Below are 26,754 nucleotides of genomic sequence, written 5' to 3' on the forward strand. Positions count from 1 at the left end.
TAAAAAAACTTCGCCCACCAGAATCTTATAAAAGCTATGATGCCCGCGCTAATTAACAGTTAGTTGTATCTATTCCCAAGGAAAAACAATGAAAATAAAAACAAGCGTCCTGGCGACAGCCATTGGCGCAGCAGTGGCGTTGGCGTCTTTCACAGCACAAGCAGAAATTACTGTCCTGAAACAAAACCCGCAGGCGGGCGATCCCCTTAGCCGCCTGAACTTTACTGTCGGCGGCTCTATTCGCCCGCAGTTCCAGAATATTACCGGTAACGATGGCAAAAACGCCTTTAAACGTAACGGTTTTGACGGCGGTACCCGCTTCCGTTTCGCAGCGGATTACTACCTGTTCGATGACATCAGCTGGGTCAGTTACTACGAGCTGGGCGTTGATATCCCGAAACTGTTCGACTGGGATAACCACTACGCGGAAACCGCGCACAACACCACGCGCCGTATGCTCTACACCGGCCTGAAAAGCCAGACCTGGGGCACGTTAACCTTCGGTCAGCAGAACAGCGTTTATTACGATGTGGTCGGCGCGAAAACCGATATCTGGGACTACGACATGCTGGCGCAGGCTCCGGGTAACGGCATCAAAGGCGATTACGACGGCTCTTATCGGTCACGCAAAATGCTGAAATATAAGAAAACCGTCGGTGACGCGGATATCTATGCTTCTTACCTGTTTAGCGATGATTACCTGGCGACCGACGGCAACCGTTACAAACGTAAGAGCGGCGGTTCCCTGGGGCTGGATTATCACCTGACCGACGATCTGACCTGGGGCGCGGCGTGGAACTACACTCGTGCGGATATGCGTCAGCCTTCTACCGGCGACAGCAAAACCTACGATCAGAACATCCTCGGCACCGCGCTGAGCTGGACCCCAGATAACTGGACCTTCTCCCTGGGCGGCGGCTGGTATCAAAACTTCATGCTGACCAAGAAGAAGGATGTGCATAACTACTTCGCGGGCGATGCGTGGGGCGTTGAGTACTTTGCCGGGTATAAATTCCCGATCGCACAGTACGCGGTGAAATACATTCAGCCGTACGTGATGGGTGACCGCCTGGAGTTCGCCAACGGCCGTAATTATCAGCGTATTGATAATGGCGTCGGTGTGACCGTGCAGCTGGATTATGGTTTCCGTGTTGATTACGAACACGTATTCACCTCCAGCACCGACAACCTGGGCGATATGAACCTGGTCCGTCTGCGTTACGATTTCTAATCGACACCTTTGCGGCCTGCCTGATACGCAGGCCGCAAATGCCTGATGGCGCTTCGCTTATCAGGCCTACAAATAGCGAATGCTGCACCCACGTAGGCCGGATAAGGCATCGCCGCCATCCGGCAAGCGGTCTGGCATTGTGCACGGTTGCCATAAATGCCTGATGGCGCTTCGCTTATCAGGCCTACACATAGCGAATGCTGCACTCACGTAGGCCGGATAAGGCATCGCCGCCATCCGGCATTTCTCCTCTCTCTCCCTGACAAGTTGAATTTTTTTCAATTACCGCTGCGCTGGCTTTGTGCCATCTTATTCCCCGGCCTTATCGACAAGGCACACACCGAACGCGACGCACTGCACGCCGCGTCACACAGCACATCATTACCATCAGGGAGAATGTATGGGACCTCGTCTCGGTTTACGCGCGCTTTTTGGCGCACTACTTCTGGTTTGCGGTCTGCCTTTCGCGCAGGCCAACAGCGATCCACACACCATCGTTTTCGGCGTCGCGCCGGGTCCATATGGCGATATGGTGAAACAGGCGATTGCCCCTTCGCTGAAAGAGAAGGGCTATAAAGTTGTGGTACGCGAATTCAGCGATTACGTGCAGCCAAACATGGCGCTGGCTAACGGCAGCATCGACGCCAATCTCTTCCAGCACAGCCTCTATTTCGACAAATTCACCGCCGATAAAGGCCTCAAGCTCAGCAAGCTGATCGCCGTGCCGACCGCCGGGATGGGTTTTTACTCTCACAAAATCAAAAGCCTCGATGAGCTGAAGAAGGGCGATATCATCACCCTCTCAAACGACCCTACCAACCTGGCGCGCGGGCTGCGCTTCCTGCAATCGCTGGGGCTGATTACTATCAAAGAGTCTATCGATCCGACCAAAGCCTCCGAGCGCGATATCGCCAGCAACCCGAAAGGGCTGGTGTTTAAGCCGCTGGAAGCGGCTCAGCTGCCGCGCACGCTCGATGGCGTCACCGCCTCGCTGGTAAACGGCAACTTTGCGGTTGCTGCCGGGATGGATCTCTCGTCGGCGATCAAGCAGGAGAAGCTCGACGAGAACCTGAAAAACATCATTGCCGTGCGCAGTGAAGATGCCGACAAGCCCTTCGCGAAAGATATCGTGACGGCGGTGAAATCCCCGGCTTACCGCGCGGTGATCGATGATCCGAAAAATATCTTTGCCGCTTTCCAGAAACCCGACTGGATGCAGAGCGCGGATAAACAATAACAGCGGATCGATGATCGGGCAGGCTGCGGCCTGCCTTTTGTTTTTTGCCGTTTGAGGTTGGCATGATTGAACTAGATAACGTTTGCGTCGATTTTCCGGCCGGGCGCGGTGGCAGCGGCGCGACGCGCGCCGTCGAGGCGGTCTCGCTGCGTATTGCCGCCGGAGAGATTTTCGGCATTGTTGGGACCAGCGGCGCGGGCAAAAGTACCCTGCTGCGCACGCTTAATGCTCTGCAACGCCCAAGTGAAGGGCGGGTCAATATTAACGGCGTCACCATTTCTGATTTAGAGGGCGTGACGCTGCGCCAGGCGCGCCAGCGCATTGGCATGATTTTCCAGCACTTCAACCTGATGCACACCCGCACGGTGGCGCAGAACGTCGCCTTCAGCCTGAAGGCTGCGGGGTGGGAGCGGAGTAAAATTGCGCCACGCGTGGCGGAGATCCTTGCGCTGGTGGGCTTAAGCGATAAAGCGAATCGCTACCCGGTGCAGCTTAGCGGCGGGCAGAAGCAGCGTGTCGGCATTGCGCGCGCTATCGCTAACCACCCGGATGTGCTGCTCTGCGATGAGCCAACTTCCGCGCTGGATCTGGAAACTTCTGCCACCATTCTGGCGCTGCTTAAAGAGATTAACGCGCAGATGGGGATCACCATTGTGCTGATCACCCATGAGATGAATGTCATCAAAACCATCTGCGATCGCGTGGCGGTGATGTCGGCGGGCAAAGTGGTGGAAGAGGGCGAGGTGTTCGATATTTTTGCCCATCCGCAGCACCCGTTTACGCAGCAACTGGTGTCGCACACCCTGAACCTGACGCTGCCTGCGCGGCTGCATGAACATCTTCCCGGCCAGCTGCTGAAGGTGCTGTTTATTGGCGACTCCGCCGAGCAGCCGGTGCTTTCGGACGCGGCGGTAAAGTTCGGCGTGGCGGTCAATATTCTGCACGGCAAAATCGAGTATATCGGCGAGCGCGCGCTGGGTATTTTAGTGGTGCAGCTGACGGCGGAAAATCCTCAGGCAGTCAGCGATGCCGTGGCGTACATTCGCAGCCGGACGGCGCAGGTGGAGGTGATCCGTGGATGATTTACTGGCTGATTTGAGCCTCGCGTTTGGCGAAACGTTCCAGATGCTCAGCATCTCAACGGTGCTGGCAATTGTCGGCGGTCTGCCGCTCGGCTTTCTGATTTTCGTCACCGACAGGCATCTGTTCTGGCAAAACCGTGCCGTCTACCTGTTGAGTTCCATTCTGGTGAACATTATCCGCTCGGTGCCGTTTGTCATTCTGCTGGTGCTGCTTTTGCCGCTGACGCAGTGGCTGCTCGGAAACACGATTGGACCTATCGCGGCGTCGGTGCCATTATCGGTGGCGGCCATCGCCTTTTATGCGCGACTGGTGGACAGTGCGCTGCGCGAAGTGGACAAGGGGATTATTGAGGCGGCGGAAGCTTTTGGTGCCAGCCCGCTGCGCATTATCTGCACCGTGCTGCTGCCGGAAGCCAGCGCTGGTCTGCTGCGCGGCTTAACCATTACGCTGGTTAGCCTGATTGGCTATTCGGCAATGGCGGGGATTGTCGGCGGTGGCGGGGTCGGCGACCTGGCGATCCGTTTCGGCTATTACCGGTATGAGACCCAGGTGATGATCGTCACCGTCGTGGCGCTGATTATTCTGGTGCAGATTGTGCAGGTCGTCGGCGACTGGCTGGCAAAACGGGCCGATAAACGCGACCGGCATTAAGATCTGAAGAAAGAGTGCCTGATGGCGCTTCGCTTATCAGGCCTACAAAACCCATCGGTATCTCGATATGTAGGCCGGATAAGGCACCGCCGCCATCCGGCAATCGGGCACGGTTGCGGCAAATGCCTGATGACGCTTCGCTTATCAGGCCTACAAACCCATCGGTATATCGATATGTAGGCCGGATAAGGCATCGCCGCCATCCGGCAATGGGGCCGGCTGCGGCACATGCCTGATGGCGCTTCGCTTATCAGGCCTACAAAACCCATTGGCATCACGGTACTTAGGCCGGATAAGGCACCGCCGCCATCCGGCAATCGGGCACGGTTGCGGCAACTGCCTGATGGCGCTTCGCTTATCAGGCCTACAAAACCCATCGGTATCTCGATATGTAGGCCGGATAAGGCAACGCCGCCATCCGGCGCTTTTCACTGCGCTGCCAGCCAGGCAGAAACCTCTTGGAACGTGCCGCGAAAATGGACGATTGGGGCGCGTTTCTCCAGCTGGTAGCGATACATCGGATCGTAATAAACCTCCAGGAGCGGGGCGAGCCAGGCGAAATGCGCCTCTGTGGTGCCATGCCTTCGCTGCTCAGCCAGCGCCGCTTCCAGATGGACAGTCAATTGCTCATAGCGCTGTAAACCGAGCCGGCGGCGAATGGCAAACAGCCCGTGGCGCAGATACTCCGCATAAGTCTCCCATCCTGCCTCTTCACCGTCACGGTCAATAAAAGCCTGTAGGGTCTGCACAAAATACTCCTCGCGCAGACGCTCAAGGCGCAGCTCAAAGGGATCTTCGACTATCACCAGCGGCGATTGCGCCATGCGCTCGCGCAGGGCTTCGGGCAGATGGTTTGCGCCAATCGCCCGGCCTTCATCTTCCAGCAGCCAGAACGGCGGCGACACTTTTAGCAGCGCTACCGCCAGGTGGTTTTCAAACGTTGCCTGTGCGTGCTGCGCCTGGGCCGTGCGGCCAAACGACGAACCGCGGTGGCGGGCAAGCCCCTCCAGATCGATTCCGTTGCGGTGCTCGCGCACCAGCAGGGTTTTGCCGCTGCCGGTACAGCCGCCGACCAGCAGTAGCGGGCGCTGAATGCGCGCCTGCGTCGCTTCCATCGCCGCCTGGCGCAATGCTTTATAGCCGCCTGCGACCAGCGGCAGGTCAATCTGCCGTTCGCGTAGCCACTGCTGCACGATGTGCGAGCGCTGGCCGCCGCGCGCGCAGCAGAGCAGGGCTTGTGGCGCGGTTTTATGGGCTGCGATCCATGCCGTGATTCGCTGCTCGCGGGTGTAGCCGTTAACCAGTTTATGGCCGAGCTTCAGCGCGGCTTCTGCGCCGTCGCGTTTATAGCAGGTGCCAACGGCAGCGCGTTCGCTGTCGTTCATCAGCGGCAGGTTGATGGCGGCGGGCATCGCGCCTTTGGCAAACTCAACCGGGGCGCGGAGATCAATAAGGGGCGTGTTATCCCGCAGGATGGCGAGATAATCGGTGGCGTCTTTCATCGGGCGTCCTTCTGCAAAAACTGGGGCCGATTTTACGCCGGAATGTGGCGAGTGTGGGGGAATTTTGCCGGATGGCGCTAACGCTTATCCGGCCTACAAAACCATCGGCATCACGGAATGTAGGCCGGATAAGGCGCAAGCCGCCATCCGGCACTTGTTACCCTTACAGCTTCGACTGCGCCCAGGCAATGCCGCTGGCGTATTCGGGGGGCAGTAACGGCACCAGCGCTTCCAGTGTCGCGCTGAGGCGACCGGTATCGCTGTCGTTCAGGTTGAGATGGCCCACTTTACGCCCGGCGCGCACCTCTTTGTCATACCAGTGCAGATGCACCAGCGGCAGCTTCAGCCAGTCATAATTGAGATCGCTGCCGATCAGGTTGATCATCACCGACGGGCTGTTGACCACCGGCGGCGGCAGGGGTAAATCGACTATCGCGCGCAGATGCAGCTCAAACTGGCTGATCGAAGCACCGTTTTGCGTCCAGTGACCGCTGTTGTGCACGCGCGGTGCCAGCTCATTGATCAGCAGCCCGCCAGGGGTAACGAAACACTCCATTGCCATCACGCCGACATAGTTCAGCTCATGCATAATCGCCGACAGCATCGCTTCCGCCTGCTGCTGCTGTTTAGCATTTGGCTGCGGAAAGACCACGCTGGTGCGCAGGATCCCGTCCTGATGCAGGTTGTGGGTCAGCGGATAAAAAACGGTGCTGCCATCGTGGGCGCGGGCGCCGACCAGCGACACTTCGCCGGAGAAGTTGATCCCCTGCTCAACGATGCACTCGCCGTAGCACTCATCCGGCAACTGATCGATATCGGCTGCGCGTAAACGCCACTGGCCGCGACCGTCATAACCGCCAACGCGGCGCTTCACGATAGCGAGTTCGCCCAGGCGCCCGAACACGCCTGGCCACTCGCTTTTATCGGCCAGCAACTGCCACGGCGCGGTGGCGAGGTTAAGTTTGTCGAACAGCTGCTTTTGCGTGAAGCGATCGGCGATCACCGGGAAGACGTCGCGGTTCACAAACGCCGGGTGGCGCGCCAGCTCGCGGGTTAATGCGGTTTCCGGCCAGCGCTCAATCTCGGCGGTAATCACGCTCTGCTGAAACGGCACCGCTTCCGGCGCGTCGTCCAGACCGACCGGCCAGACGGCAATGCTTAACGGCTCACCCGCCTGGCGCAGCATGCGCCCAAGCTGACCGTTGCCTAATATGCAGACCTGCTTCATACCGCACCCCGTGGATCCGGGTTATCCAGCACCTCATCGGTTTGCCCCTGGCGCCATGCTGCCAGGCGCTGATGCAGCTCTGCATCATGCTGGGCGAGGATCTGCGCTGCCAGCAGCGCCGCGTTTGACGCGCCCGCTTTACCAATCGCCAGCGTACCGACGGGAATACCGCGCGGCATCTGCACGATGGAGTAGAGGCTGTCGACGCCGCTTAATGCTGCGGTCTGTACCGGCACACCCAGCACCGGCACCAGCGTTTTGGCAGCAATCATGCCCGGCAGATGCGCCGCGCCGCCGGCACCGGCGATAATCACCTGAAAGCCGTTTTGCTCAGCCTGTTCGGCAAAGCTGAAAAGCTTATCGGGCGTACGGTGGGCAGAGACGATTTCAACGTGGTGCGGGACATTCAGGGTATCGAGGATTTCTGCGGCGAATTGCATGGTGGCCCAATCGCTTTTAGAACCCATAACAATGGCGATGCGCGCCGGTTGGTTGCTTAAAGACATGCGTCTCAAAACTCCTGTGGGTGTGCTTCAGACTACTTCAGAGGGCAGAGAGAATAGCATGGAAAAAAGGCAAGGAAAACGGTTGCGCAATGAAGTTTGCTTGATTTATCGGTAAGCCAGTTCGTATGTCAGAAGGGGAATTGCACTAGTTCTACGTCGCTTTCGCTGACGCGAATCATTGAGCCTTTGCTGTGCCAGGCACCCAGTACAGCGCGCCAGGCGGGCGCATCATTGGCGGTCAGCTGATGAACGGCAGGACGGTGGGTGTGACCGTGGATCAGCCACTGGACGCGATGTTTCTCCATCGCCTCGATAACGGCCTGCTGGTTGACGTCCATGATCGCCAGCGATTTGCTGCTGTTGGCTGCACGGCTGCCAGCGCGCATTTTTGCCGCCACGCGGTGGCGAATAAACAGCGGCAGGGCGAGAAACAGGGTTTGTAGCCACGGCTGATGCACTTTGGCGCGAAAGGCCTGGTAGCCCGCATCGTCGGTGCAGAGGGTATCGCCGTGCATAATCAGCACCTTACGCCCATAGAGGTTGAGCACTTTTTCCTGCGGAAGAAGCTGCATGCCGCTTTCGCGAGCAAAGCGTTTGCCGAGCAGAAAATCGCGGTTGCCGTGGATGAAATAGCAGGGGACGCCGCTGTCGACAAGGGCGCGGATGGCGTCTGCAACGCGCTGGTGCAGCGGGTTGGGATCGTCATCGCCAATCCAGGCTTCGAACAGATCGCCCAGAATGTAGAGCGCGTCGGCCTCACGGGCAACGCCGTCTAAAAAATGGAGAAAACCGGCGGTGATCGCCGGTTCTTCAGTGTGCAGATGCAGATCTGCGATAAAGAGTGTTGCCACGAATTACTCGCTGACGTCCACGCTTTCGATGATCACATCTTCTTTCGGAACGTCCTGGTGCATGCCGCTGCGACCGGTAGAGACCGCTTTGATTTTGTCGACTACGTCCATACCTTCAACCACTTCTGCGAAGACGCAGTAGCCCCAACCCTGCAGGTTTTCACCGCTGAAGTTCAGGAAGTCGTTGTCCGCGACGTTGATGAAGAACTGTGCGGTTGCGGAGTGCGGAGCCTGGGTACGCGCCATTGCCAGCGTGCCACGGGTGTTTTTCAGACCGTTGTTAGCTTCGTTTTTGATCGCGTCTTTCGTGACTTTCTGGTTCATGCCCGGTTCAAAACCGCCGCCCTGAATCATAAAGCCGTTGATCACACGGTGGAAAATCGTGTTGTTGTAGAAACCTTCACGGCAGTAGTCCAGGAAGTTTTTAACTGTTTCAGGCGCTTTGTCATCAAAGGTTTTGATTACGATATCGCCGTGATTAGTGTGGAAAGTAACCATTATTGCATCCTGTTCTGATAGTGTGGTGCGTAGACCCGCGTTTGGGTCAGAGATAGTGGCTTGTTATAGCATAACCGCGAGGCTGGATCACCTTGCAAAGTGAGCTGCTTCGGGTTTGAATTACAGGTAATATATACGGTTTTCACGCACACACACGTCTACATGGAATCTTCGATGTTAAAAATTTTTAATACACTGACGCGCCAAAAAGAGGAATTCAAACCTATCCATGCCGGGGAAGTCGGCATGTACGTGTGTGGTATCACTGTTTACGATCTCTGTCACATTGGCCATGGCCGTACCTTCGTCGCTTTTGACGTCGTCGCGCGCTACCTGCGCTTCCTCGGCTATAAGCTGAAGTATGTGCGCAATATCACCGATATCGACGATAAGATCATCAAACGTGCCAATGAGAATGGCGAAGATTTCGTTGCGCTGGTCGATCGCATGATTGCCGAAATGCACACCGATTTTGACGCGCTCAATATTCTGCGCCCGGATAACGAACCGCGCGCGACGCACCATATTCACGAAATCATCGAGATCACCGAGAGCCTGCTGGCGCGCGGCCACGCCTACGTGGCGGATAATGGTGATGTGATGTTCTCCGTGCCGAGCGATCCGAACTACGGCCAGCTTTCGCGCCAGGATCTCGACCAGCTGCAAGCGGGCGCGCGCGTCGAAGTGGCGGATATCAAACGCAACCCGATGGATTTTGTGCTGTGGAAGATGTCGAAGCCAGGCGAGCCGAGCTGGCCGTCGCCGTGGGGCGAAGGGCGTCCGGGCTGGCACATTGAGTGCTCGGCGATGAACTGCAAGCAGCTGGGGTCGCATTTTGATATTCACGGCGGCGGATCGGATCTGATGTTCCCGCACCATGAGAACGAAATCGCCCAGTCGACCTGCGCGCACGATGGCGAGTACGTTAACTACTGGATGCACTCCGGCATGGTGATGGTTGACCGCGAGAAGATGTCCAAATCGCTGGGTAACTTCTTTACCGTGCGCGACGTGCTGAAGTATTACGATGCGGAAACCATTCGCTACTTCCTGATGTCCGGCCACTACCGCAGCCAGCTTAACTACAGCGAAGAGAACCTCAAGCAGGCCCGCTCGGCGCTGGAGCGTCTCTATACCGCGCTGCGCGGAACCGATGCTTCGGTGGCGGCTGAGGGCGGCGAAGCCTTTGAAGCGCGCTTTATTGAAGCGATGGATGATGACTTCAACACGCCGGAAGCCTACTCGGTGCTGTTTGATATGGCGCGTGAGGTGAACCGCCTGAAAACGGAAGATGCTCATTCAGCAAACGCGCTGGCGTCACATATGCGTAAACTCGCGGGCGTGCTGGGTCTGCTGGAGCAGAACCCGGATCTGTTCTTGCAGAGCGGCGCGCAGGCGGATGACGGCGAAGTTGCAGAGATTGAGCAGCTTATTCAGCAGCGTCTGGATGCGCGTAAAGCGAAGGATTGGGCGGCGGCCGATGCCGCACGCGATCGCCTGAACGAGATGGGCATCGTGCTGGAAGATGGCCCGCAGGGCACCACCTGGCGCCGTAAGTAATCCCGCATAACGGACAGGCGTTCGCGCTGTCCGCTTATCGAAGCCGCCATCCGCGCTGTGCCGGATGGCGGCTTTTTCTTTCTACAGACCGACCTTACCGCCTGCGCCACCACAATAAACCCATCACCACCACGCCCGGCAGCCATACCCACATTAGCTCAGAGAGGATCACCTGATGCCCGTAGGGCGTGGTATAGCGTGACAGGGCGAACGGCGCGACTTTGATCACCTGCCACGGCGCGAAAAAGCGTTCATCAGACCAGGGCCAGAGCCAGCCCACCCCTTTCCCGCCGGTAGTGATGGAGTCCAGCAGGCTGTGCGACAGCAGGGAGAGGGTTAAAAATGCCCAACAGCGCGTCAGGCTTGCCTTAAAGCGCTTATGGCCGAGCCAGGCGACCAGTAGCGGGACGACGAAGGCGAAGAGCAGGGAGTGGGTAAAACCGCGGTGGCCAAGAACATCGCCGTAGGCAACGCCGAATTTAAACGCCAGCACATCGGCGTCCGGCAGCATGGCAAGTCCCATACCCGCCAGCAGCAAACCCCGAGGGATGGCTTTACTGCCGAGCCCAAGCCCGAGACAGAGCGGGACAGCAGCGTGAGTGACGATAGTTGGCATAAAGCATCTCCCTGAGAAAAAAGGGATTATAACTAAAACGCGCACTCTTCACGCCTGATTTGCGCGTCAGGCGGATTCACGCACGATAAGCTGCCCGGAGAGGGTAATGCGCTGCGTCTGTAACTGCGGCTCCTTGAGCTTGCGCATCATCAGCCCGGCGGCCTGGCGGCCGCTCTCTTCACTGGCGGAGGAGACGTAGGTAAACGCTGGCGAGGTGAGATTGATGTGCAGCATATCCTCGAAGCCGACCAGCGCCACCTGCTGGGTCAAAAAGAGATCTTTACCGACGGTGCGCCCGGTGTGATGAATGCCGCTTATCGAGCCAATCATCGCATCGGGTGAGTGGCAGAGCAGGGCGGTGATGGTGTTGTGCTGTTCCAGCAGTTGACGAGTTGCGCGGCTGGCGGCTTCCGTGTCGCCGTGGCAGGCGGGCGTCGCGCCGTCGCGCAGTACCAGGCCGTGCTGCGCCATGGCGTGGCGAAAACCGAGCAGCCGCTGCTGGCGGATCACATCTCCCTCAATACCGCCGATATAGGCAATATTGCGATGACCGCGTTCAATCAGGTAGCGGGTCGCCAGCGCAGCGGCCTGGCGGTTATCACGCATCACCAGATCGCAGGGCTCCTCCAGCAGTGATTGCGAGACCACTACCAGCGGCAGCGCACACTGTTGCAGCTGCGCGGGCAGGGTGAGCGATCGCGTATCGCACGAGAGGTAAATGACGCCAGCCACGCCCTGCTGTTTAAAGGAGAGCAGGCTGCGCTCGAGGTGCTCGCCATCATTCAGCGGCTGGCCGAGAAAGACCATAAAGCCGTGTTTTTCCAGCTCCTGTACGATGCTGGCCATCACTTTGATTGAGAAGCTGTCGCTGAAGTCGCGCAGGATAAGACCGATAAGATTGGAGGTGTTGGCGCGCAGATTCGCCGCCGCGACGTTATGCACATACCCGAGCGCGGCAATCGCTACCTGCACTTTTTCGATGGTCGCGTCGGAGATTTTCCCTTTCTGGCGCAGCACCAGCGAGACCGTGGAAACGGAGACGCCCGCGTGCTTTGCCACATCAATAATGCTGACTTTCTTCAACGCTGCTCCCTGTCGTTAATGTTGCTCAGCCGGGCCTGACACGCCAGTGCGTGCCAGGCCGTTATCTTATGCTTTGCCGATCTGCGTGGACATGCTCTGGGCGATAAATTGTGCCCTTGCGCCAAAAATGACCTGGATGCCGCTGTCGCCGACAAACACCACGCCGCGCGCGCCAAGATTATTCAGCCCATCTTTATCCACTTTCTGGCTATCTGCTACTTCCAGACGCAGACGGGTGATGCAGGAGCCGACAGAGGCGATATTGTGCGCGCCACCCAACAGGCCAATGATTTCGCCCGCCAGTTCGTTGTCGGTTTTATCATCTGCCGTTGCCGTTACGTCCGTGCGCCCCGGGGTTTTGACATCAAAACGACGGATCACAAAGCGGAAGGTGAAGTAGTAGATCACCGCCATCGGGATACCGACAATCACCGCATTCAGGTAGTTAGTTTGATAGCCGTTAAACGACGGCAGGATGCCGAACGACAGGTAGTCGATAAAGCCTGCGGAGAAGGATTTGGCGATGTGCGCATGCAGCAGGTACATCGACATATAGGCCAGGCCCGCCATGATGGCGTTAAAGACGTAGAGGATTGGTGCCACAAAGATAAAGGTGAACTCAACCGGCTCGGTGATGCCCGTCAGGAAACAGGTCAGCGCGGCGGAGAAGAGAATACCGAAGGCGATCTTTTTGTTGCGCGTATGCGCTTCGTGATACATCGCCAGACAGGCCGCCGGTAGCGCAAACAGCATCAGCGGGAACTCGCCCTGCATAAACTTACCGGCGTCGTGGTAGCTGTCGCTGCTAAAGGATTTCACACCCTCTTCCAGCATTTTGAACCAGATCGTCTGATCGCCGTGGATCACCTGGCCTGCCTGAGTGGTGTAATCGCCAAACGAGTACCAGAAAGAGGGGTACCAGATGTGGTGCAGGCCCAGCGGGATCAGCGCGCGTTCGACCAGACCGAAGATAAAGGTCGATGCCGCCTGGTTGTCGCCGTTGACCACCACCGACAGCGCATCGATACCGGCCTGAATATGTTGCCAGACATAGGGCAGCAGCAGGCCGAGCAAGAACGAGAGAAACGCGGTGGCGATAGCGACAAAACGCTTACCGGAGAAGAAGCCGAGAAACTCCGGTAACTGCAAAGTATGGAAGCGGTTGTAGCACCATGCAGCGAGAATACCGCAGATAAGGCCGCCAAAGACGCCCATCTGTAAGGTCGGGATGCCGACCACCATCGCATATTTGCCGCCCTGCGAGGCCATCTCCGGGGTAATGCCGAGCATGGTGCCGATGGTGATATTGGTGATAAATACCGAGACCGCCGCCGAAAGCGCAGCAATACCCGATTCCGAGGCCAGGCCGACCGCAGAGCCAATGGCGAAGAGCATTGGCAGGTTGTCAAAGATGACGCCACCGGCATTCATCATTAACGGCAGGTGGAATTTATCGCCGAAGGCCAGTAACAGACCCGCAGCGGGTAGCAGCGAGATGGGTAGCATTAAGGCGCGACCAATCATCGACAATTTAGAGAGCGATTTAACAAATCCAGATATCAGACTCATGCTGACTTCCCCCGAAGTTGCGCGTTTTGCGCGTTATTTTTGTTAGTAGAACGTTTTAGTAGAACGTTCTACTTATCGTGAGATAACTCTTAAAACGCCGCAACAGAAATTTGGTGTTCAGCCAGAGGAATTGGTGATTCTTTGAGGTTGATCGGTAATTGACCGTTATCGATGAGGGGTATTGGATGGACGTTGGGTGGGCATTGCCGGATGGCGGCTGCGCCTTATCCGGCCTACGCGGATCGAATCACCATGCAGAGATCGTAGGCCCGATAAGCAAAGCGCCATCGGGCAGAATCACCGCAGGATACAAGCAGGGGAGTTGTAGGCCCGATAAGCGCAGCGCCATCGGGCAGAATCACCGCAGAGGGCAAGCAGGGAATTGTCGGCCCGATAAGCAAAGCGCCATCGGGCAGAATCACCGCAGGATGCAAGCAGGGGAGTTGTAGGCCCGATAAGCGCAGCGCCATCGGGCACAGGAGGGTTACGCGGTGACGGTGACGCTCTGTCCGTCAAAGGTCACGGTTTGCCCGGCGACAATTTTGCAACGCTTACGCGTTTCAACCACGCCGTCGACCTTCACATAACCGTCGGCGATAACGATCTTCGCCTGCGCGCCGCTCTCGCTCCAGCCTTCCAGTTTCAGCAGATCGCACAGCTCAACGTGCGGGTGTTTACCAAGGGAAAATGTTGCCATCTTAATTGCCTTTTACATCGTGATATTCTTCACACGCCTGCAGCGTGTTCTGGATCAGGGTTGCCACGGTCATCGGACCTACGCCGCCGGGAACTGGCGTAATGTAAGCGGCACGCGCAGCGGCCTCTTCAAACACCACATCCCCGACCACTTTGCCATTTTCCAGCCGGTTGATGCCGACATCCACGACAATCGCGCCCTCTTTAATCCACTCGCCGGGAATAAAGCCCGGTTTGCCCACCGCAACAATCAGCAGATCGGCATTTTCCACATGCTGGCGCAGATTTTTAGTAAAGCGGTGCGTTACGGTGGTCGTACAACCGGCCAGCAGCAGCTCCATGCTCATCGGGCGGCCAACAATGTTCGACGCGCCAATCACCACGGCGTTCAGGCCGAAGGTGTCGATGTTGTAACGCTCGAGCAGGGTGACGATCCCGCGCGGCGTGCAGGGACGCAGACGCGGCGCACGCTGACACAGACGTCCGATATTGTAGGGGTGAAAGCCGTCTACGTCTTTATCGGGCGCGATACGCTCCAGCACTTTAACGTTGTCGATGCCCGCAGGCAGCGGCAGCTGCACCAGAATGCCATCGATTGCGCTATCGGCGTTGAGCTTATCAATCAGACCCAGCAGTTCGGCTTCGCTGGTGGTTTCCGGCAGATCGTAAGAGCGGGAGACAAATCCCACCTCTTCGCACGCTTTGCGTTTACTGCCGACATAAATTTGCGATGCCGGATTGCTGCCAACCAGAACGACGGCCAGGCCCGGCGCGCGAAAACCGGCGGCAACGCGGGCACGAACTTTTTCAGCAACCTCAGAGCGCACCTGCTGCGCAATCGTTTTACCATCAATAATTTTTGCTGCCATCAGGGAGAAAATCCATCTGTTAAATTGACTAAAGGGGATGCGCGCTATTCTGTCAGAAGCACGCCGCGCTGTCAGTTACCGTTTGTGGATTTCACTTGCGAAGCAGCGGCAGGAGAAAGGTCCTGGGCTTGATTTAACAAAAAACAAACAACTCATCACCCCTAAGAAACATAAGGTTAAGCCTGCATCTATGCGGTACTCACCCCTATTTCAGATGACATAAATAAAATATGGCAGGGCTGTTTCTTATATCTTCTTAAGAAACCACTTAGGGGAAATGCAGCATTTGTGTCTATTTTAAAATTTGCCACAGGGCTAATTTAAGAGGGCAGCAAGTAATCATGATAATTAAATAACTTTACTTCATTTTACTTGACCAGGTGAAAATACGAAATAAGGACTATTTCGTATATATTTTCATGGAAGAGAATATCTTTTGGGCATTAAATGCCTTCGGTTATCAGCGAGATTTGTCAGGATGATGAAAATTGCTGGACGAATTATAAGGATATGATATGAAAACAAGACCCATAGTTATTTCGCTTGCAGCGAGCATGATGCTGTTTTCCGGCTTAGCGCAGGCCCGCGCACCGGTCGTTATTCCGGGAGGTAATATTCATTTTGAAGGTGAACTGGTACAGGTTGCCTGCGCGATTAGCGTGCAGTCGAACAGCCAGACCGTTGCCATGGGCCAATATCACACGACCTTGTTTAGCAATGTCGGTGACACGACGCCTCCGGTGCCGTTTACCCTGACGGTGAATGATTGCGATCGCAGCGTTGCCACGCAGGCCTCTGTCGCGTTTGCAGGCAAGGCCGATACTGTCGATCCGACGCTGTTAGCCCTCACTGCGGGCGCAAGCGGTACTAGCGCGACGGGAATTGCCATCGAGATCCTCGACAGTAATTCCGAAACGCTGAAGCCTGACGGCGCAACTTACTCCGTTGCGCAAAACCTGGCGAGTGGAAACAATACGTTGCAGTTCGCCGCCCGTTATAAAGCGACCGCGGCAGAGGTGACGCCAGGTTCGGCCAATGCTGACACGATGTTTATTATGAAATACGAATAAGAAATGGGGGACAGGAGGCTACACTCTCAGGGATGAGTTCTTGTGGACATCTGTTTATTTTGTCTTGAATATTCTTATTACAAGAAAGTTGACCATGCAGAATTTATTACGAATGGGTATTGCGGCTATTTTTTTTATTTCCAGTGCCGTAAATGCTGAAGGTGGAATTTCTTTAGGCGCTACGCGTGTTATATATCCTGCCGAAGCGAAACAGACCTCGCTCGCGGTGAACAATAGTGATAACAAATCCCGGTTTTTGATTAATTCATGGGTTGAAGATGAGCAGGGGCAGAAAATAAAAACATTTGCTGTTACCCCGCCATTATTTGTCAGTGAACCAAACAGTGAAAATACGTTACGAATTATTTATGTCGGTCCACCGCTTCCCGGCGACCGCGAATCGCTGTTCTGGCTCAATGTCAAAGCGATTCCTTCGGTGGAAAAGGAGAGCCTGGCGGGCAAAAACGTGCTGCATTTGGCGATTTTGTCACGCATCAAGCTCTTTGTGCGCCCCTCAACGCTCACCGATCCGGTGCAAGAGGCACCGGAGGCGCTGAGCTTTGCGCTCGAGGGGAACACCCTGAAGATCACCAATGCCTCGTCCTATTATCTTTCGCTGGTGAATATGCATATCAACCAGCGGAAGGTTAACAACGTCATGGTCGCGCCAAAAAAGAGTACGCAGGTGGCGCTGCCGTCCGATGCGCGGGGCGATCTCACTTTTCAGACAGTCAATGACTACGGTGCCGTTACGCCAGTCAGAACAGTTAGCCTGCGTTAGACGGGCGAGTGGTAAACCTTTATGACCATAAAATTTCCTCCGCGCCGGTTCGCGCTCTCGGTGCTGGCCGCGCTATGTCCGCTGGATCTCTATGCTGAACGCTACTTCAATCCGGCTTTCTTATCTGACGATCCCGGCTCGGTCGCTGATTTGTCGCTGCTGGAAAAAGGGTATCAGCGCCCGGGCAGTTACCGCGTCGATATCTGGCGCAACGATGAATTTATTGCCACGCAGGATATCCGCTTTGAGCGCAGGGCGAACAGCGCTGCAGGCGAGGCATCGGGCGGGTTAATGCCCTGTTTTTCAGCAGCGCTGTTAGAGCGGATCGGCGTCAATATGGCTGCATTTCCTGCGATGAATTTACAGCAGGATCGCGACTGTATTGACATAAGCCAGACTATCCCCGGGGCACAAACCGCCTTTACCTTTTCAACTATGCGGCTCGATATCGGCCTGCCGCAGGCATCAATGCATCTTCGCGCCCGCGACTACATTCCACCGGAATCCTGGGATGAAGGCATTCCCGCGGCATTGTTTAATTACAGCTTTAGCGGCAACCACGGCACGCAGAGTGACAGCTACTTTTTTGCCCTGCAGAGCGGGCTGAATTATGGCCCCTGGCGGCTGCGTAATAATGGGGCCTGGCGCAGCGCAGGCGCTGGCAGCAGGCGCTGGGAAAATATCGCCAGCTGGTTACAGCGGACAGTTGTGCCGCTGAAAAGCGAGCTGGTAATGGGTGACAGCAACACGCAGAATGCGCTGTTTGACAGTATTGGTTTTCGCGGGCTGCGCCTCTTTTCGGCAGACGCCATGTACCCCGATAGTCAGCAGGGCTATGCGCCCACCGTACGCGGTATTGCGCGAACGCCTGCGCGGCTCACCATTCGTCAGAATGGCTATGTCATCTATCAAAGCACGGTTGCCGCCGGGCCTTTTACCATCACCGATCTCAATCCAACCTCCTCCAGCGGCGATCTTGACGTGGTGCTGGAGGAGAAAGATGGCAGCCAACAGCGTTATAGCGTGCCCTATTCGACGCTGCCGCTGCTGCAGCGTGAAGGACGCATCAAATATGATGTGGTCGCCGGGCGCTATCGCAGCGGTAATCGTCAGTACGCTTCACCCTTTTTTACCCAGGGGACAATCGTTGCGGGTCTGGCAGATGGCTATACCCTTTACGGGGGGACGCAGCTTGCCGGCGATTACGCTGCGTTCGCCAGCGGTGCAGGCGTGAATCTGGGCGATCTGGGCGCACTCTCACTCGATCTGACCCATGCGCGTAGCCGCCTTGCCAAAGACCGTAAAGAGCAGGGCGAGTCGCTGCGCTTTATGTATGCCAAATCTCTCAATCAACTCGGTACACACTTTCAGTTTCTGGCGTGGCGCTACTCCACGCGCGGTTTTCACACCCTGGACGAGGTGGCTTATCCGGCCAGCAAAACCGCGGGCGGCGAAGTGAGGCCATCGGGAGAAGAGAGCGCGAACAAAAAACGGCGCGTGCAGGCCAATATCACCCATAGCTTTACTGATTACGGATCTCTCTATCTCTCCGGCATGCAGCAGACATATTGGGATAAATCGAGTAGCCGACGCTGGTTGCAGCTTGGCTATGCCGACGGCTGGCGAGGGATGAGCTACGCCCTGTCGTGGTCGTGGAGCTACGCTTCCGGCGACAGGCGGGCGGAACGTATCGCAGCGCTCAATATCTCTGTTCCTTTTAGCGCCCTGGGCTTTGGAACGGGCGGGGGGGCGGCGCAAAACGTCTACGCCAGCGCCAATTTCAACCGCAGCAGCAGCGGGCAGTCCAGCTGGCAGACCGGCATCGGCGGGACACTGCTGGACGACGGTAACCTCAGTTACAACCTCAATCAGGGGAGCAGCAATTCCCGCGGCTATAACGGCAGTGCCAACGCGCACTGGCAGGCAGCATGGGGCAGGCTCAATCTCGGCTACAACTACGATAAACAGCAGCGTGACTATAACTGGCAATTCGGTGGTGGCGCGGTAGCCCATGCCGATGGCCTCACGTTTGCCCAGCCGCTTGGTGATACTAATGTGCTGATAAAAGCGCCGGGCGCGCAGGGGGTAAGGATTGAGAATCAGCCCGCCATTACGACCGACTGGCGCGGTTACGCCGTCGTCCCTTATGCCACCGTTTATCGCCATAACCGCGTGGCGCTCGATACGGCTACGCTCAGCGATCACACCGATATTGAGAGTAATGTCGGTAGTGTTGTCCCCACCCAGGGCGCGTTAGTGCGCGCCAGTTTCACCACCCGCATCGGCGTGCGTGCACTACTTACCGTCATGCTTGCCGACCGGGCGGTTCCCTTTGGATCGCTGGTCACTGAGCGCGACAGCGGCGTCAGCAGCATGGTGGGCGAGGAGGGACAGGTCTTTTTAAGTGGATTACCGCTGCGTGGGGAGCTAATGGTGCAGTGGGGGGAGCGCGATCATGAACGCTGTTTCGCCCCATACGCCTTACCAGAAGCCAGCCTGCAGCAGCCCATCACCCTCGCCAGTACATACTGTGTCAGTAAAGGATAACGCGATGCGATCGATTTTTGCCGGCGTGTTATGGCTTGCGGCAACGCAGGCCTTCGCCGCCAGTTGTTACAACGCCAAAGGCACACCTACCGATATTTCTTACGATTTGTCGGACAGCTTCGATAGCAGCAGTAACCAGTTAAATAAAGTGCTTACGCGATCGGAGAAATCAGCGTGGATCGGCGTACGGGCAATCTGCCCGGCGGGTACCCGACAAACCCATACCTACCGCAGTTACGTGACGCGTTTTCCGGTGGAATTTACTGCGCACGGTTATCGTTATCTGCAAATTTCCCCGCATTTGCAGGCGGCAATGCGCATTCACGATAGCTACGCCGGTGAGTTTTATCCGCCGGGTAACTATATCCGCATGGGGAGGGAGCCGAATGTGGCGAAGCAGCGCCCATTTGGCGTGATGGATTCGCAGCTGACGCTTAAGCTCCGGGTAACCGAGCGCTTTATGAACCGGGTGACTATTCCGCAGCAGACCCTCTTCACTGTGTATGTCACCACTGGCGTAAACGATCCGCTGATCACGCCGGTCTACACCATTAGCCTTGGCGGCGTGGTGGAAGTTCCGCAGCGCTGCGAGGTGAATGCCGGGCAGGTGGTAGAGTTTGATTTTGGCGATATTCGTGCCGCGCTGTTTAGCGAGGCCGGAGCAGGGAATCGCCCGCGCGGCGTGACGCCGCAAAGCCGCACGGTTTCCATCAGCTGTACCAATGTTAACGCCCAGGCAAATATCTCGGTGCGGCTCGAAGCGGAGAAGTCGGACAATCACATTCTGCTCTCAGATAATCCGGATTTAGGCTTTGTCGTCGCCAATGAATCTGGCCAGCCCTTTACGCCCAATAATATTTTCAGTGTGATCCCGCTTCAGCTCGATAAGAACGCTGCGGCACGGTTCGGCATTCGTGCCTGGCCCGTCAGCGTTACCGGCAATAAACCGGCGGAGGGGCCCTTCAGCGCCCGCGGATTTTTACGCGTGGAATATAATTAAGGAGCCGTAATGTCCCGCTTTTTACACGTTGTCTTGCTGCTCGGCTACGGGCTGAATGCTGCCGCTGCGCAAACCAACATTGAGTTGCGCGCCAGAGTTATTAACGCCGGATGTGCGGTGGAAAGCAGCGATAGCCAAAAAACGGTCTCGTTAGGACGCTGGCCGATCAGGCAGTTGCAAATGGCAGGACATATCACCACGCCGGTCGCTTTTTCGTTGAAATTGAAGGGGTGTCCGCCGGGAAGTGTTTCGATAACATTTTCGGGAAAAGCCGCCAGCAATCCTGCATGGTTAGCGCTTAGCGACAGTAAGATGGCGCATCAGGTGGCGATTCAACTGCGTGACCACGATCTGTCGCCTTTAGATCTTGAGGTGCCCAGCCAGGCAATTATCGTGGATGGTAATGGCAATTCGCTTTTGCAGTTTTTTGCCAATTACATTGCGCTGGTGAATAATCCCACGCCTGGTATTGCTAAATCAGATGCCACGTTTACCATTAATTATTATTAAGCTTTCTTTTTAAAAGAGTGTCTAAAAAAGGCCGCATCTGTTGCGGCCTTTTTTATAACAGCTCGTGCGCCTTGGCATAATCAATCAACTCAACGATGGTATGAACGCCAAGCTTAGAGAAGATATTTGATTTATGGGCGCTAATAGTTTTGTTGCTAAGTATCAATTGCTCCGCAATCTCTTTGTTCGAAAAACCGTTAGCCAGGTAGCGTAATACCGTGACTTCGCGATTAGAGAGCGGCATATCCCGTGTTTCCCCTTTTCGTTTGCCGGGATGATTAATGTAATTAAGAGTTTCAGAAGGAAAGAAAGAGTATCCGGCAAGAATCATCTTTACCGCATTATAAATATCATTGAGATCTTTTCTTTTGCTGACGAAACCATTCGCGCCTGCGCGGATTGCACGTGCGGCATAAAACGACTCTGATTTTGAAGAGAGAAAAAGCACGTTGACATCTTCTCTTACTGCTTTGATTTTTCTTAATAAAGTAAAACCATCAGTCTTCGGTAATTCAATGTCAAGAATAACCAGATCCACCTTATTGGCGCGAATAAAATCAAGCGCACTGCGGCTGTCATCTGTTTTCAGAACGACGTTCACATTCTGGCTTTTCTGCAACAGAACTTCTATCGACATCCTGACGATAGGATGTTCATCCATAATAATGACGGAAGCCGGTTTCATCTTTTTTAGCCTCTGATTGTTTTTTTATGCCTCGTCTACGCAGGTGTGCCACAGACGTTAAGAGGAGTAATTGCCGTTGACGTTTTCTGTGACGAAGATAATTTTCATGGGAAAACCGGTAGCATCCTTGTGTCTGCCAGACTATTTTCCCTCGCAGACTGCGAAGGGGAAAAATAATCTATTCCGGATTAACGCAAGAGAAATGGCATGCGAGTTAATGCGCTAGATCAATTATACCTGGTAAGTATGTATGGAGAGGTCTTATGAGTTAGCGTGAGTTATTTGCCGACAGGAAATCCTGAGGAATAAAAGAGCATAAAAGATATTTGAATCTATCTGTTATCAATTTTTCTTGTTTTAGGGAATTATGATTTTTACGGCGAGCAAAACAAAATAACAAACTAATTGTTTTCAACCTGTTAAGAAGATGAGCGACATATTATTCGCAGCTGGCGTGAGCAAAGCATTGTGGAGAGCTGATACCAGAGAAAGGCAGGTGCTTTCTCCGGTCCCAGGATTAGTTTTAATTGTGATCTTTTTGTTAAAAAAGATCTGACCAGGTGCGCTTTCTTCTCTCTTTTACCCATAAGACAAGCTGAGGAGAGGCTTCATTCATAGCGTCGGGTGATGCCTGTTGAGGGTCAGACGATGCAGGAGATGAATAAGACTTTGTCGATCGGGGAGGCCAAGCAGCTTAAGTTGGGTATTGAGTCGGTAAACAACGCGATGGTAAGGGAGGTTAAGTTGTCGTGCGATGCGTTTCATGGTTAGTCCTCGCGCCAGAGAAGAGAGAATTTTCCACTCTGTGGCCGGAAAGAGCGGAGCGTGAATACTTCTTTCAGGGGGCACCAGCAGTGCCTGGCGGAACGGAACAACGGAGAGATCGCGGGCAATGACATGAAAAGGGCCTGCTGCGCGCAGAAAGCTCATTTGTGCCGGATCGTCTTTTGAAGTTAAGAGATAGATATGTAGACCGCGATTACATAAGTTGGGCTGCCGCAGGGTTTCCAGCGCCTCCAGCCGGGAGGTAGTCAGGGTCTCCATATCCACAATTAAGTGCGACAGATAGGGTTCGCAAAGCTGATGGTTTGCCATCTCAAGCGATGGAAAGACTGCATTTCGTTTACCGGAGAAGAGGCAACTGCGCCAGGCGTAACTCAAATAGTGATCGGTGGAGATTAGCGTCTGGCTAATCATATATTCCGGCAGTGCGAAATTGAGTTGCTGGACGAGTTGTTCCAGCGTATCAAAAAGGGGAGGCGTTGCGCCCCGGTAAGGTAGAACCCGATGTGTCGGTTTATCGCTGCGATGTTTTTCTCTACGGATACGTTTTCGCATTTTTCCCTCGCCAACGTATTTTATTCTTCGGCTAAAACGCCCTGTCCATTCAGGCTTTGCCAGCAGCAAACACACACTGCATGTCCTGTTTTATGCCCTGTTAAGATCAACATTTTTACAATCTGATTCATGCAGAAACAGGTACAGATACTTAAAGCTTCCTGAGACATTTCCCAAGAAGTAAGGCAGGGTTAAGGCGGGGACGTAGGCGTAACGCCGCATAAACTGGCGGATTGCCGGGAAAACGCGCAGGCGCGTTCACTTCGCAGGCAACCAGCCTAAAATACATTGACTCACCTGGTGCTCACCGTATAATTCCAGGCGTTTCCACCGTAAAGGTGGTGGCATTCGCGTAATGCGCCCTTAGCTCAGCTGGATAGAGCAACGGCCTTCTAAGCCGTAGGTCACAGGTTCGAACCCTGTAGGGCGTACCATCTTCCCGCCGCTCCCGGCACCGCGTACTGTTTTCCCCCACTGCTTTTTCTGCACATCGCGCAGCCGCAAAAAAATTTTTTACCCACTCTTGAAAAACGTGCCGTCGGCATTATTTTTATTAGCGGACAAGCAAGGCTTGCCTGTAACTTGAGCTTTTGAATTGATTATTCAGGAGGTTAACTTATGGCACTCAGAACCTTGTCAGCACTCCCTGGCTTTTCAGATTCGCTTTTTGCCGATCGTTTTAATCGTATTGATTCGCTTTTTAGCCAGCTCACCGGCAACACGCCTGTGGCGGCGACGCCTGCCTACGATCTGAAAAAAGTCGATGCCAATAACTACCTGTTGCACGTCAGCGTGCCTGGCTGGAAGGAGGAGGAGCTGGAAATCGAGACGGTAGGGGGCAACCTGCATATTTCCGGTAAGCGCAGTGAAGAGGCTTCCGAGGAGGAGCAGGGCTGGATCTATAAAGGCATACGGCGTGCGGATTTCCGCCTCAGCTTCTCGCTGCCCGATCATGCAAAAGTGAGCAACGCGAAATTAGAGAGCGGAATTCTGGAGGTCTCCATTTACCAGGAGATCCCGGAGAGTGAAAAACCCCGCAAAATCGCTATTGAGAATAGCCAGAAGGTGATTGAGCACCAGGCATAATCGTGACGTTTTTTTCTTAAATCACATGTTTTAAGGCCCGCCCGTGCGGGCCTTATTTCTCTCACCAAAGGTGAGAGAAGACTCAGCTTGTCGCCTGAGCGAGGGCGTTTTTATCTTGATGGAAAATTTTGCTGCAGTGCGGGCACATTAACATTGCCCCTTTCTGGACGCGGGAGAAACTGTGTTCGGAATGTTGTGAGCAGTGAGGGCAGGAACATTTTACGAGGTAGTTACGGCGGCTTTTGGCATCTTTGCGTTGTGACATAGATTTTTTCCTGATGAATGGCCGGCAACCATACACGATTCTGCTGCGCATAGCTCGATATCATTATCTTTATTAATAATTTAGCGCTCAGACGCCTCCAGGATAAATCCCAATATTACGCCAGGGGTTTAATATAACGCTATGATTTGACTAGCTATCATCATTAACCCCTATTAACCCTGATAATGTTTCTGCGCCGCTCTGCCCGAGCGGCTTTTTTTTACCCCTTTACCTGCCAGGCGGTGTTTTTATTCACATCTTAAAGGGATGTGATTGCATCCTGCTGCACCTGATGGTGTTATATCCGACCACTGGAAATGAAATTTGAGGAGCAAACAGTGTTAGAAGGATATTTTGATCTCGATGGCGCGACCGGCAATGACGCGCTGGAAAACAGAAAACGGTTACTGGCCGTACAGGCAGCGCTGGAAATTTCGAAAGCGGCTGTCTCTGCAACCACGGCAAATGCCGGTATTCGCAGCCAGATGGATTTACGTAATGTTTCGCAAGAAGTCGCTACGCTTGCCGATGCTATCCAGGATGCGTTAGAAGCAGATTAACGCTTTACCCCCGCATTGATGAAGCAGCCCGAATGGGCGTCTTCATCAATTTATCGTTATTTTACTCTCTCCCCTTATCCTTGATTATCATCACATTTCCCGTTTTGAGCGCTTGAGCCAAATAATGGGATTCGTTATAAAAGTCCACCCGGATCGTCATCAATAAACCGAGCGAAACCTGATCCCCTTAATGCCTGCCTGGCGTTAAGGGAATCAGGTTTTTTTTCGCCTGTCGTTCGACGCTCCGCGTCGAGGCGCTATGACAACAAGGAGAGAGAAGCGATGAAAATGGTATTTCCCGACGGGTTTTTATGGGGGGGAGCGGTCGCTGCCAACCAGATCGAGGGCGCTTGGAGTAAGGGGGGAAAAGGCGTCTCAACCGCCGATCTGCAACCCGGGGGAATCGATAGCGAGATTGCCGTGCGTCCGGGCACAAATGGCAATCTCAAAGATATCGCTATCGATTTTTACCACCGCTACCCGCAGGACATAAAACTCTTCGCTGAAATGGGATTTACCATCCTGCGTACCTCGATTGCCTGGGCGCGAATATACCCGAACGGTGATGAAACGGAGCCGAATGAAGAGGGGCTGGCATTCTACGATCGGCTTTTCGATGAAATGGCACAGCATGGAATTCAGCCGCTGATCACCCTTTCACATTATGAAATGCCCTTTGGTCTGGTGAAAAAATATGACGGCTGGAGCAGCCGGCAGGTTATCGATCTTTTTGAACGTTACGCCCGCACGGTGTTTACCCGTTACCGCCATAAAGTGAAATATTGGCTCACCTTTAACGAGATCAATATGACGCTGCACGCCCCTTTTACCGGCGCAGGCTTGATGGGTGAGCGCAGTAAACAGGAGATTTATCAGGCGCTTCATCATCAGCTGGTCGCCAGTGCGCGGGCCGTCAAAGCGTGCCATGAAATCATTGAGGATGCGAAGATCGGCTGCATGCTGTTGGGGGCGGTACGCTACCCCATCAGCTGTAAACCGGAGGATCTTTTGCAAGCGCAGCAGGAGAACCGCGAGTGGCTTTTCTTCGGCGATGTTCAGGTGCGAGGGGAGTACCCGGCGTGGATTGCGCGCTATTTTCGCGAAAATAACATTACGTTGTGTGTGACACCGCAGGACAGGGACGATCTCAAAGAGACCGTCGATTTTGTCTCCTTCAGCTATTACATGAGCGGCTGTGCGGCGGCACGGCCCGACCTCTATCAGCGCGGCCACGGCACGCTCCTCAATATGATCCCCAACCCCTTTCTCCCTGCGTCGGAGTGGGGGTGGCAGATCGACCCTAAGGGCCTGCGTTTTCTGCTCAACGAACTCTACGATCGCTACCGTAAGCCGCTCTTTATCGTGGAAAACGGCCTTGGTGCGAAAGATGTACCGGAGCTGGATGGTTCGATTCAGGATGACTATCGCATTCACTATCTTCACTCCCACCTGGTGGAGGTTCGCGAGGCGATTGAAGATGGCGTTGAACTGCTTGGTTACACCAGCTGGGGGCCGATCGATCTGGTCAGCGCCGGAACGGGGCAGATGTCAAAACGCTACGGCTTTATCTACGTCGATCGCGACGATGGCGGTAACGGCAGCCTGACGCGTCAGCGCAAGAAAAGCTTTTACTGGTATCGCGATGTGATCCACAGCAACGGTGCCACGCTGAGCGAGCCGATTTAGTCAGGTATCCCTTGTTACGCTACAACGGTCATCGCTGCACTGCGAT

26 protein-coding genes and 1 tRNA gene are annotated in these 26,754 nt (G+C 54.9%); 14 read left to right on the forward strand and 13 right to left on the reverse strand.

The window, feature by feature from the left end; genetic code table 11:
• The first annotated feature begins 88 nt into the window (after positions 1-88).
• The 4 genes from ACWPW2_RS04545 to ACWPW2_RS04560 all read left to right on the forward strand — a co-directional run bounded on the left by ACWPW2_RS04545 (position 89) and on the right by ACWPW2_RS04560 (position 4,202).
• Entirely contained in the window at positions 89-1,231 is a 1,143-nt protein-coding gene (locus ACWPW2_RS04545) for a porin (RefSeq protein ID WP_454121753.1), read from the forward strand.
• A gap of 400 nt (positions 1,232-1,631) precedes the next feature.
• Positions 1,632-2,468 carry a MetQ/NlpA family ABC transporter substrate-binding protein gene (locus ACWPW2_RS04550; protein ID WP_124969315.1) on the forward strand — a complete coding sequence of 279 codons (837 nt, stop codon included), beginning with the start codon at positions 1,632-1,634 and terminating at the stop codon, positions 2,466-2,468.
• Between the two features lie 62 nt (positions 2,469-2,530).
• Positions 2,531-3,550, forward strand: a complete 1,020-nt coding sequence (gene sfbB / locus ACWPW2_RS04555; RefSeq protein ID WP_023479074.1) for a virulence-associated ABC transporter ATP-binding protein SfbB — start codon at positions 2,531-2,533, stop codon at positions 3,548-3,550.
• The gene (locus tag ACWPW2_RS04560; RefSeq protein ID WP_023479087.1) at positions 3,543-4,202 is read left to right on the forward strand and encodes a methionine ABC transporter permease; all 660 of its coding nucleotides are present in this window, start codon (positions 3,543-3,545) and stop codon (positions 4,200-4,202) included. The genes sfbB and ACWPW2_RS04560 overlap by 8 nt, the downstream gene beginning before the upstream one ends.
• Before the next feature lie 428 nt (positions 4,203-4,630).
• On the opposite strand, the gene mnmH is transcribed toward ACWPW2_RS04560, so the two are convergent.
• The 5 genes from mnmH to ppiB form a co-directional block, all read right to left on the reverse strand.
• Positions 4,631-5,704: a tRNA 2-selenouridine(34) synthase MnmH gene (mnmH, locus tag ACWPW2_RS04565; RefSeq protein ID WP_454121754.1), complete on the reverse strand. Its 1,074-nt coding sequence runs from the start codon at positions 5,702-5,704 to the stop codon at positions 4,631-4,633.
• Positions 5,705-5,867: 163 nt separating this feature from the next.
• The gene (gene purK / locus ACWPW2_RS04570) at positions 5,868-6,932 is read right to left on the reverse strand and encodes a 5-(carboxyamino)imidazole ribonucleotide synthase (RefSeq protein ID WP_454121755.1); all 1,065 of its coding nucleotides are present in this window, start codon (positions 6,930-6,932) and stop codon (positions 5,868-5,870) included.
• Positions 6,929-7,438 carry a 5-(carboxyamino)imidazole ribonucleotide mutase gene (gene purE, locus ACWPW2_RS04575; protein WP_034812432.1) on the reverse strand — a complete coding sequence of 170 codons (510 nt, stop codon included), beginning with the start codon at positions 7,436-7,438 and terminating at the stop codon, positions 6,929-6,931. The genes purK and purE overlap by 4 nt, the downstream gene beginning before the upstream one ends.
• Before the next feature lie 128 nt (positions 7,439-7,566).
• A complete protein-coding gene (lpxH, locus tag ACWPW2_RS04580) occupies positions 7,567-8,289 on the reverse strand; it encodes a UDP-2,3-diacylglucosamine diphosphatase (RefSeq protein ID WP_454121756.1) in 723 nt (240 codons plus the stop codon).
• A gap of 3 nt (positions 8,290-8,292) precedes the next feature.
• Positions 8,293-8,787: a peptidylprolyl isomerase B gene (ppiB, locus tag ACWPW2_RS04585; protein WP_023479044.1), complete on the reverse strand. Its 495-nt coding sequence runs from the start codon at positions 8,785-8,787 to the stop codon at positions 8,293-8,295.
• 174 nt (positions 8,788-8,961) lie between these two features.
• On the opposite strand from ppiB, the gene cysS reads away from it, so the two are divergent.
• Positions 8,962-10,347 (forward strand): cysteine--tRNA ligase, encoded by a 1,386-nt coding sequence (cysS, locus tag ACWPW2_RS04590; RefSeq protein ID WP_023479052.1) that lies wholly within the window; start codon positions 8,962-8,964, stop codon positions 10,345-10,347.
• Positions 10,348-10,441: 94 nt separating this feature from the next.
• Here the strand turns inward: cysS and ACWPW2_RS04595 are convergent, their stop codons facing one another.
• The 5 genes from ACWPW2_RS04595 to folD all read right to left on the reverse strand — a co-directional run bounded on the left by ACWPW2_RS04595 (position 10,442) and on the right by folD (position 15,180).
• A complete protein-coding gene (locus ACWPW2_RS04595; RefSeq protein ID WP_139965483.1) occupies positions 10,442-10,963 on the reverse strand; it encodes a metal-dependent hydrolase in 522 nt (173 codons plus the stop codon).
• Between the two features lie 66 nt (positions 10,964-11,029).
• Entirely contained in the window at positions 11,030-12,046 is a 1,017-nt protein-coding gene (locus ACWPW2_RS04600) for a substrate-binding domain-containing protein (protein WP_023479039.1), read from the reverse strand.
• A 66-nt stretch (positions 12,047-12,112) separates the two neighbouring features.
• Positions 12,113-13,615: a PTS transporter subunit EIIC gene (locus tag ACWPW2_RS04605; RefSeq protein WP_124969294.1), complete on the reverse strand. Its 1,503-nt coding sequence runs from the start codon at positions 13,613-13,615 to the stop codon at positions 12,113-12,115.
• Between the two features lie 484 nt (positions 13,616-14,099).
• Positions 14,100-14,312 carry a ribosome-associated protein YbcJ gene (gene ybcJ, locus ACWPW2_RS04610; protein WP_023479056.1) on the reverse strand — a complete coding sequence of 71 codons (213 nt, stop codon included), beginning with the start codon at positions 14,310-14,312 and terminating at the stop codon, positions 14,100-14,102.
• Between the two features lies 1 nt (position 14,313).
• Entirely contained in the window at positions 14,314-15,180 is an 867-nt protein-coding gene (gene folD, locus ACWPW2_RS04615) for a bifunctional methylenetetrahydrofolate dehydrogenase/methenyltetrahydrofolate cyclohydrolase FolD (protein ID WP_454121757.1), read from the reverse strand.
• A gap of 515 nt (positions 15,181-15,695) precedes the next feature.
• On the opposite strand from folD, the gene fimA reads away from it, so the two are divergent.
• The 5 genes from fimA to sfmF all read left to right on the forward strand — a co-directional run bounded on the left by fimA (position 15,696) and on the right by sfmF (position 21,088).
• Positions 15,696-16,250: a type 1 fimbrial major subunit FimA gene (fimA, locus tag ACWPW2_RS04620; protein ID WP_454121758.1), complete on the forward strand. Its 555-nt coding sequence runs from the start codon at positions 15,696-15,698 to the stop codon at positions 16,248-16,250.
• Positions 16,251-16,344: 94 nt separating this feature from the next.
• A complete protein-coding gene (gene fimC / locus ACWPW2_RS04625; RefSeq protein ID WP_454121759.1) occupies positions 16,345-17,031 on the forward strand; it encodes a type 1 fimbria chaperone FimC in 687 nt (228 codons plus the stop codon).
• Between the two features lie 21 nt (positions 17,032-17,052).
• Positions 17,053-19,578, forward strand: a complete 2,526-nt coding sequence (fimD, locus tag ACWPW2_RS04630; RefSeq protein ID WP_454121760.1) for an outer membrane usher protein FimD — start codon at positions 17,053-17,055, stop codon at positions 19,576-19,578.
• Positions 19,579-19,582: 4 nt separating this feature from the next.
• Positions 19,583-20,578 carry a type 1 fimbria D-mannose specific adhesin FimH gene (gene fimH / locus ACWPW2_RS04635; RefSeq protein WP_279792377.1) on the forward strand — a complete coding sequence of 332 codons (996 nt, stop codon included), beginning with the start codon at positions 19,583-19,585 and terminating at the stop codon, positions 20,576-20,578.
• A 9-nt stretch (positions 20,579-20,587) separates the two neighbouring features.
• The gene (gene sfmF / locus ACWPW2_RS04640; RefSeq protein WP_279792376.1) at positions 20,588-21,088 is read left to right on the forward strand and encodes a fimbria assembly protein; all 501 of its coding nucleotides are present in this window, start codon (positions 20,588-20,590) and stop codon (positions 21,086-21,088) included.
• Between the two features lie 52 nt (positions 21,089-21,140).
• On the opposite strand, the gene fimZ is transcribed toward sfmF, so the two are convergent.
• Both fimZ and fimY read right to left on the reverse strand, forming a co-directional pair.
• Complete coding sequence (gene fimZ, locus ACWPW2_RS04645) at positions 21,141-21,773, reverse strand: fimbria biosynthesis transcriptional regulator FimZ (protein ID WP_023479072.1); 633 nt, start codon at positions 21,771-21,773, stop codon at positions 21,141-21,143.
• Positions 21,774-22,385: 612 nt separating this feature from the next.
• Entirely contained in the window at positions 22,386-23,111 is a 726-nt protein-coding gene (fimY, locus tag ACWPW2_RS04650; protein ID WP_071789467.1) for a fimbria biosynthesis regulator FimY, read from the reverse strand.
• A 357-nt stretch (positions 23,112-23,468) separates the two neighbouring features.
• On the opposite strand from fimY, the gene ACWPW2_RS04655 reads away from it, so the two are divergent.
• Positions 23,469-23,545: transfer RNA gene (locus ACWPW2_RS04655), tRNA-Arg, on the forward strand.
• Between the two features lie 184 nt (positions 23,546-23,729).
• Complete coding sequence (locus tag ACWPW2_RS04660; protein ID WP_023479051.1) at positions 23,730-24,197, forward strand: Hsp20 family protein; 468 nt, start codon at positions 23,730-23,732, stop codon at positions 24,195-24,197.
• 82 nt (positions 24,198-24,279) lie between these two features.
• On the opposite strand, the gene ACWPW2_RS04665 is transcribed toward ACWPW2_RS04660, so the two are convergent.
• Positions 24,280-24,513, reverse strand: a complete 234-nt coding sequence (locus ACWPW2_RS04665) for a YnfU family zinc-binding protein (protein ID WP_308810495.1) — start codon at positions 24,511-24,513, stop codon at positions 24,280-24,282.
• 287 nt (positions 24,514-24,800) lie between these two features.
• Here ACWPW2_RS04665 and ACWPW2_RS04670 point away from each other — a divergent pair, with 287 nt between their 5' ends.
• On the forward strand, positions 24,801-25,022 hold the full coding sequence (locus ACWPW2_RS04670) for a hypothetical protein (protein WP_187801684.1): 222 nt from the start codon (positions 24,801-24,803) through the stop codon (positions 25,020-25,022).
• A gap of 282 nt (positions 25,023-25,304) precedes the next feature.
• The gene (locus ACWPW2_RS04675; protein WP_454121761.1) at positions 25,305-26,708 is read left to right on the forward strand and encodes a glycoside hydrolase family 1 protein; all 1,404 of its coding nucleotides are present in this window, start codon (positions 25,305-25,307) and stop codon (positions 26,706-26,708) included.
• The last annotated feature ends 46 nt before the right edge of the window (positions 26,709-26,754 follow it).

It is taken from the genome of Kosakonia sp. Marseille-Q7440, assembly GCF_965119485.1.

Excerpts from the sequence above, each read along its gene's own strand:
- ACWPW2_RS04545 (WP_454121753.1), top strand. The coding sequence starts at position 89 with ATGAAAATAAAAACAAGCGTCCTGGCGACAGCCATTGGCGCAGCAGTG.
- ACWPW2_RS04550 (WP_124969315.1), top strand. The coding sequence starts at position 1,632 with ATGGGACCTCGTCTCGGTTTACGCGCGCTTTTTGGCGCACTACTTCTG.
- sfbB (WP_023479074.1), top strand. The coding sequence starts at position 2,531 with ATGATTGAACTAGATAACGTTTGCGTCGATTTTCCGGCCGGGCGCGGT.
- mnmH (WP_454121754.1), bottom strand. The coding sequence starts at position 5,704 with ATGAAAGACGCCACCGATTATCTCGCCATCCTGCGGGATAACACGCCC.
- purK (WP_454121755.1), bottom strand. The coding sequence starts at position 6,932 with ATGAAGCAGGTCTGCATATTAGGCAACGGTCAGCTTGGGCGCATGCTG.
- purE (WP_034812432.1), bottom strand. The coding sequence starts at position 7,438 with ATGTCTTTAAGCAACCAACCGGCGCGCATCGCCATTGTTATGGGTTCT.
- ppiB (WP_023479044.1), bottom strand. The coding sequence starts at position 8,787 with ATGGTTACTTTCCACACTAATCACGGCGATATCGTAATCAAAACCTTT.
- cysS (WP_023479052.1), top strand. The coding sequence starts at position 8,962 with ATGTTAAAAATTTTTAATACACTGACGCGCCAAAAAGAGGAATTCAAA.
- ACWPW2_RS04595 (WP_139965483.1), bottom strand. The coding sequence starts at position 10,963 with ATGCCAACTATCGTCACTCACGCTGCTGTCCCGCTCTGTCTCGGGCTT.
- ACWPW2_RS04605 (WP_124969294.1), bottom strand. The coding sequence starts at position 13,615 with ATGAGTCTGATATCTGGATTTGTTAAATCGCTCTCTAAATTGTCGATG.
- ybcJ (WP_023479056.1), bottom strand. The coding sequence starts at position 14,312 with ATGGCAACATTTTCCCTTGGTAAACACCCGCACGTTGAGCTGTGCGAT.
- folD (WP_454121757.1), bottom strand. The coding sequence starts at position 15,180 with ATGGCAGCAAAAATTATTGATGGTAAAACGATTGCGCAGCAGGTGCGC.
- fimA (WP_454121758.1), top strand. The coding sequence starts at position 15,696 with ATGAAAACAAGACCCATAGTTATTTCGCTTGCAGCGAGCATGATGCTG.
- fimC (WP_454121759.1), top strand. The coding sequence starts at position 16,345 with ATGCAGAATTTATTACGAATGGGTATTGCGGCTATTTTTTTTATTTCC.
- fimD (WP_454121760.1), top strand. The coding sequence starts at position 17,053 with ATGACCATAAAATTTCCTCCGCGCCGGTTCGCGCTCTCGGTGCTGGCC.
- fimH (WP_279792377.1), top strand. The coding sequence starts at position 19,583 with ATGCGATCGATTTTTGCCGGCGTGTTATGGCTTGCGGCAACGCAGGCC.
- sfmF (WP_279792376.1), top strand. The coding sequence starts at position 20,588 with ATGTCCCGCTTTTTACACGTTGTCTTGCTGCTCGGCTACGGGCTGAAT.
- fimZ (WP_023479072.1), bottom strand. The coding sequence starts at position 21,773 with ATGAAACCGGCTTCCGTCATTATTATGGATGAACATCCTATCGTCAGG.
- fimY (WP_071789467.1), bottom strand. The coding sequence starts at position 23,111 with ATGCGAAAACGTATCCGTAGAGAAAAACATCGCAGCGATAAACCGACA.
- ACWPW2_RS04660 (WP_023479051.1), top strand. The coding sequence starts at position 23,730 with ATGGCACTCAGAACCTTGTCAGCACTCCCTGGCTTTTCAGATTCGCTT.
- ACWPW2_RS04665 (WP_308810495.1), bottom strand. The coding sequence starts at position 24,513 with ATGCGCAGCAGAATCGTGTATGGTTGCCGGCCATTCATCAGGAAAAAA.
- ACWPW2_RS04675 (WP_454121761.1), top strand. The coding sequence starts at position 25,305 with ATGAAAATGGTATTTCCCGACGGGTTTTTATGGGGGGGAGCGGTCGCT.